General features: G+C 69.3%; 5 protein-coding genes. 1 reads left to right on the forward strand and 4 read right to left on the reverse strand.

Going from position 1 to position 5,096, the window contains the following annotated elements; genetic code table 11:
- From ACTS11_RS06755 to uraH, 4 genes are all read right to left on the reverse strand, one after another.
- The coding region (locus tag ACTS11_RS06755; RefSeq protein WP_442639566.1) for a glycosyltransferase family 2 protein at window positions 1-589 on the reverse strand (589 nt) is incomplete at its 3' end.
- Window positions 590-797: 208 nt separating this feature from the next.
- Window positions 798-1,679, reverse strand: a complete 882-nt coding sequence (locus tag ACTS11_RS06760) for a bile acid:sodium symporter family protein (protein WP_442639567.1) — start codon at window positions 1,677-1,679, stop codon at window positions 798-800.
- Between the two features lie 4 nt (window positions 1,680-1,683).
- Window positions 1,684-3,417 carry an AMP-binding protein gene (locus tag ACTS11_RS06765; RefSeq protein ID WP_442639568.1) on the reverse strand — a complete coding sequence of 578 codons (1,734 nt, stop codon included), beginning with the start codon at window positions 3,415-3,417 and terminating at the stop codon, window positions 1,684-1,686.
- Window positions 3,418-3,549: 132 nt separating this feature from the next.
- Window positions 3,550-3,903 carry a hydroxyisourate hydrolase gene (uraH, locus tag ACTS11_RS06770; RefSeq protein WP_442639569.1) on the reverse strand — a complete coding sequence of 118 codons (354 nt, stop codon included), beginning with the start codon at window positions 3,901-3,903 and terminating at the stop codon, window positions 3,550-3,552.
- A gap of 102 nt (window positions 3,904-4,005) precedes the next feature.
- Here uraH and puuE point away from each other — a divergent pair.
- On the forward strand, window positions 4,006-5,096 hold a 1,091-nt coding region (gene puuE, locus ACTS11_RS06775; protein WP_442639570.1), incomplete at its 3' end, for an allantoinase PuuE.

Here is a 5,096-nt window from a genome sequence, read left to right on the forward strand (position 1 = left end):
CCGTCTCCAGCCACTTGTTGCGGATCGAGGGGCGGTGGATGCCGAGCTTCCAGTAGGCGGGATCGTAGCGGAAGAGCGTCTTGACCCCCCAGCCCTTGTTCCAGAGCGGCGGCGCGGCGCGGGTGTACTGCTCGGTCACGGGGGCGCGCGACCAGTCCACGCGACCGCCCGAGCCGAAGATGCGCCAGGTGACGACGATGCCGTTCGCGTCCTGCGCCACCGCGTCGTCGAGCATCCCCTCGAGCCGCCCCGAGGGATGGTTGATGCAGAGGAACTCGTCGGCGTCGAAGACGAGGAGCCAGTCGGCCTCGGCCACCAGCGGCTCGGCCTGGGCGTGGTTGAGGGCGGAGGGCTGCGGCTTCTGCCCGGGCGGGATCACGTTCTCGCGGTGCGTGGCGAGGCCGAGTTCCTCGAGCCGGTGCAGCATCTCCACCGTGCCGTCGGAGCAGTCGTTGGTGTAGACGAGGATGTCGGTGAACCCGACGGCGAGGTGGTGGGCGACCCATTCCAGCAGGTAGGGCGCCTCGTCCTTCATCATCGAGACGGCCATGACCTTGCCGTGTTTCGAGCTTGGCCTGAGGTGCTGCACGTGCCCCTGCGCCCTCCGCCGGAGCGCTTCCGTTATGGTTTCGCGAGGAATAGCACGGCGGGCGTGATCGAAGCCAGCGACAAGCGGGCGGAGGATGCGCCGGCTCCGCCGCCGCCCCTGGCCCCGCCGCGGGGGGCATCGAGCCCCCCGCGGCGGGCTGCGTTCCGCAGGAAGTGCGTATTTTCGGAAAGATGAAGGGCGGGCTGCGTCAGAGGAGGCTGTCGGGCAGCTTCTGCTCGGCCGCCGTGTTGGCGCGGCGGAACACCAGCGTCACCAGCGTCGAGGTGATGACGATGAAGAGCGAGTAGAGCGCGCCCACCGCCATGATCCCCTGCTGCTCGGGCCCCGAGAAGGTCAGCGCGATGATCGCGATGGCGAGCGGGCCGTTCTGGATGCCGGTCTCGAGCGCGACCGTCCGCGCGTTCCGCGGATGCAGCCGCAGCGCGCGCGCGAAGGCGTAGCCGATGGCGATGCCGAAGACGCCGAGCATGATCGCGACGAAGTAGGTCGCGGGCGTCGTCGTCAGCAGGAACTGCCAGTTCCGCGGAATCCACGAGAGCATCAGGAAGAGGATGAAGAAGAGCGCCAGCGCCGAGCCCATGAACTCCGTCACCGCGCCCACGTTGGCGTTGATCTTGCGCAGCCCCATGCCGATGGCGACGGGGACGAGCAGGATCACCAGCGTGATGATGATGTTCTCGCGCGGGATCGTGAGGTCGAGCGCCGAGGCGTAGATCAGCAGGACGATCGGGATCAGCACGACGCCGAAGACGGTCGAGGTCACCGTCATCAGCACCGAGAGCGCGAGGTTTCCCTTGGAGAAGTAGGTGAAGATGTTCGAGGTCGTCCCCCCCGGCATGCAGGCCATGATGAGAAGGCCGATGGCGATGGGCTCGGGCAGGTCGAGCGTGATCGCCATGACGAAGCCGATGAGCGGCATGAACCCGTATTGCGAGACGATGCCGATGCCGAGGCCGTAGGGCCGCCGGAGCGCCAGCCAGAAGTCGCGGGGCGTCAGCGAGGCGCCCATGCCGAGCATGATGACGAAGATCATCAGCGCGAGGATGGCCTGTTCGAAGGCTCCGACCATGGCGCTACTCCGCCGCCTGCGAGGGCGCGGCCTGCGCCAGTTCCTCCGCGCGGAGGTCCTTGCGGAGGATCTTGCCCACGTTGGATTTCGGCAGCTCGTCGCGGAACTCCACCCGCTTCGGCACCTTGTAGCCGGTCAGGTGCTCCTTGCAGTGGGCGCGGATGTCCGCCTCGGTCAGGGACCTGTCGCGGGCGACGACGAAGGCCTTGACGGCCTCGCCCGTCGCCGCGTCGGGCACGCCGATCACGGCGCTTTCGAGCACGCCCGGATGCGTGGCGAGGCAGTCCTCGATCTCGTTGGGATAGACGTTGAAGCCCGAGACGACGACCATGTCCTTCTTGCGGTCGACGATGCGGATATAGCCGTCGGCGTCCATCACGCCGATGTCGCCGGTCAGGAACCACTCGCCCCGCATGACCTTCGCGGTCTCGTCGGGGCGGCGCCAGTAGCCCTTCATGACCTGCGGACCCCGCGCCGCGATCTCGCCGGGCGCGCCCCGGGGCACCGGAGCGCCATCCTCGCCGAGGCAGGCGACCTCGGTGGAGGGGAGCGGGATGCCGATGGAGCCCGCGCGCGACTTGCCGAGCGGGTTGAAGGTCAGGACCGGCGAGGTCTCGGTCAGGCCGTAGCCCTGGATCACGGGGCGGCCGGTGATCGCCTCCCACCGCTCGGCCACGGCCGCCTGCAGCGCCATGCCCCCCGCGCTCGCGAATTTCAGGTGCCGGGGCGGCGTGTCGAGGAACCATGTCTCGTTCGACAGCCCGTTGAACAGCGTGTTGACCCCGCTCATCCAGGTGACGCGGTAGTTCTCGAAGGCGCGCCGCAGGTTCGTCAGCGGCCTCGGGTTCGGGATCAGCAGGTTCCGCCCGCCGAGCGCCCAGAAGCCGAGCAGGTTCACCGTGAAGGCGAAGATGTGGTAGAGCGGCAGCGCCGTCAGCGCCACCTCGCGCCCCTTCTCCAGCCCCTCCACGAGCTCGAAGGTCTGCTCCATGTTCAGGATCAGGTTCGCGTGGCTCAGCATGGCGCCCTTCGAGACGCCGGTGGTCCCCCCGGTATACTGGAGCACCGCGACATCGTCGGGCTGCACCTGCGCGCTGTAGTCCGAGACCTCGACATGGTCCTTCGCCCGGTGCGCGCGCCCCGCGGCGATCGCGTCGGGCAGGCGGACATGGGCGAGCTCGATGGGCTTGACCGAGCGGTCCCAGTATTTCTGGACGAGGCCGACGATGCCCCTCGGCATCCGCGGCAGGAACTCGGCCACGCGGGTCACGATGATGTTCGGGATCGGGTGGCCGCGCGTCGCCTGCGGGATCTTGTCGGCGAACATGTCGACGATGACGAGCGCGTGCGGCTCGGCATCCTCGAACTGCTTGGCCATCTCCTCGGCGGTGTAGAGCGGGTTCACGTTCACCAGCACGCAGCCCGCCTTGAAGACCGCGAAGGCCGCGACCGGGAAGGACAGGCAGTTGGGCATCTGGAGCGCGACGCGGTCCCCCGCCTTCAGCCCCGCGACTTCGCGGAGATAGATGGCGAGCGCGTCCGACATCTCGTCGATCTGCGCGAAGCTGAGCGTGCCGTTCATCCCGTTCGGCAGGACGCAGGTGAAGGCGGGCGCCGAGCGGTAGGTCTCCGCCACCCCGCCGATCAGGTCCGGCAGGATGCGGTGGCTCGCAGCCTGGATCTCGGGCCGCACATGCGGACCGTAGAACGCCGTCCATGGACGCGCGGCATCGACCATGAGCTTCCCTCCCCGGACACTCACGAAACTCCCCTGACATCCGACATTATCGCAAAGGCGGCGCTTGAAAAGCGGGACGTTGGGGAAGCGCCCCGGAAGGGCGACAGGAGGGTGCCGTCCGCGACGCCCGGCTCAGCTGCCTCTGTAGGTCGAGAATCCGTAGGGCGAGAGCAGGAGCGGCACGTGGTAGTGATCCTCCTCCGCCATGCCGAAGCGGATCGGAACCGCGTCGAGAAACAGCGGCTCCCGCGCGTCGAGGCCTTGCCGCCGGAGGTAGTCGCCGGCCTCGAAGACCAGCTCGTAGGTGCCGGTGCGGAACGCCGCCTCGGGCAGGATCGGGCCGTCCGTCCGCCCGTCGGCATTGGTCACGGTCTCGGCCACCTTCTCCCGCGCGTCCCCCGAAAGGCGCCAGAGCGTGATCCTCAGCCCCTCGGCCGGGCAGCCGCGCGCCGTATCGAGGACATGTGTGGTGAGAAAACCGGCCATTTCCGCCTCCGTCATGCCCGCCCACACTCGCCGCGCCAGTTGCCGCTTGCAAGCCCCCGGAGGCTTGGCCAAGTCTCGGGGCCGCTGGCAGGAGGTCCGACGATGAACCGCTATCCCCGCGACATGACCGGCTACGGCGCCAATCCCCCCGATCCGCACTGGCCGGGCGGGGCGCGGATCGCCGTGCAGATCGTGCTGAACTACGAGGAGGGGGGCGAGAACAACATCCTCCACGGCGATTCCGCCTCGGAGGCCTTCCTGTCCGAGATCACCGGCGCCGCGCCCTGGCCGGGGCAGCGGCACTGGAACATGGAATCGATCTACGAATACGGCGCGCGGGCGGGGTTCTGGCGGCTTCACCGGATGCTCTCGCACCTGCCCGTCACCGTCTACGGCGTCGCCACCGCGCTCGCCCGCGCGCCCGAGCAGGTCGCGGCGATGAAGGATGCCGGCTGGGAGATCGCCTCGCACGGTCTCAGGTGGGTCGAGCATCGCGACATGCCCGAAGCGGAGGAGCGCGCCCAGATCGCCGAGGCGATCCGCCTCCACGCCGAGGTGACGGGCGCGCCCCCGCGCGGCTGGTATACCGGGCGCTGCTCGATGAACACCGTCCGCCTCGCGGCCGAGACCGGCGCCTTCGCCTACATCTCCGACGACTACGCCGACGACCTGCCCTATTGGCGCCGCGTCGCGGGCCGCGACCAGCTCATCGTGCCCTACACGCTCGACGTCAACGACATGCGCTTCGCCATCCAGGCGGGCTATGCCGAGGGCGGACAGTTCGAGCGCTATGTCACCGAGAGCTTCGACTGCCTCTACGCAGAGGGGCAGGCGGGCGCGCCGAAGATGCTCTCGATCGGCCTCCACTGCCGCCTGGCGGGCCGCCCCGGCCGCGCGCGGGCGCTCAAGCGCGCGCTCGACCACATGGCGAGCCACGAGGGCGTCTGGTTCGCCACCCGCCTCCAGATCGCCGAGCACTGGGCCGCCGCGCACCCCGCTCCGGACCGCCTCCGCCCCTCCGAGATGGATCGCGACAGCTTCGTCGCCGCCTTCGGCGGCATCTTCGAGCATTCCCCCTGGATCGCCGAGCGCGCCCACGCGCTGGAACTCGGCCCCACCCACGACACCGCCCGCGGCGTCCATGCCGCGCTCGCCCGCGTCTTCCGCGCGGCCTCGGAGGCGGAGCGCCTCGG

This window comes from Roseicyclus sp. (assembly GCF_052168335.1).
Classification (GTDB): Bacteria; Pseudomonadota; Alphaproteobacteria; order Rhodobacterales; family Rhodobacteraceae; genus Roseibacterium.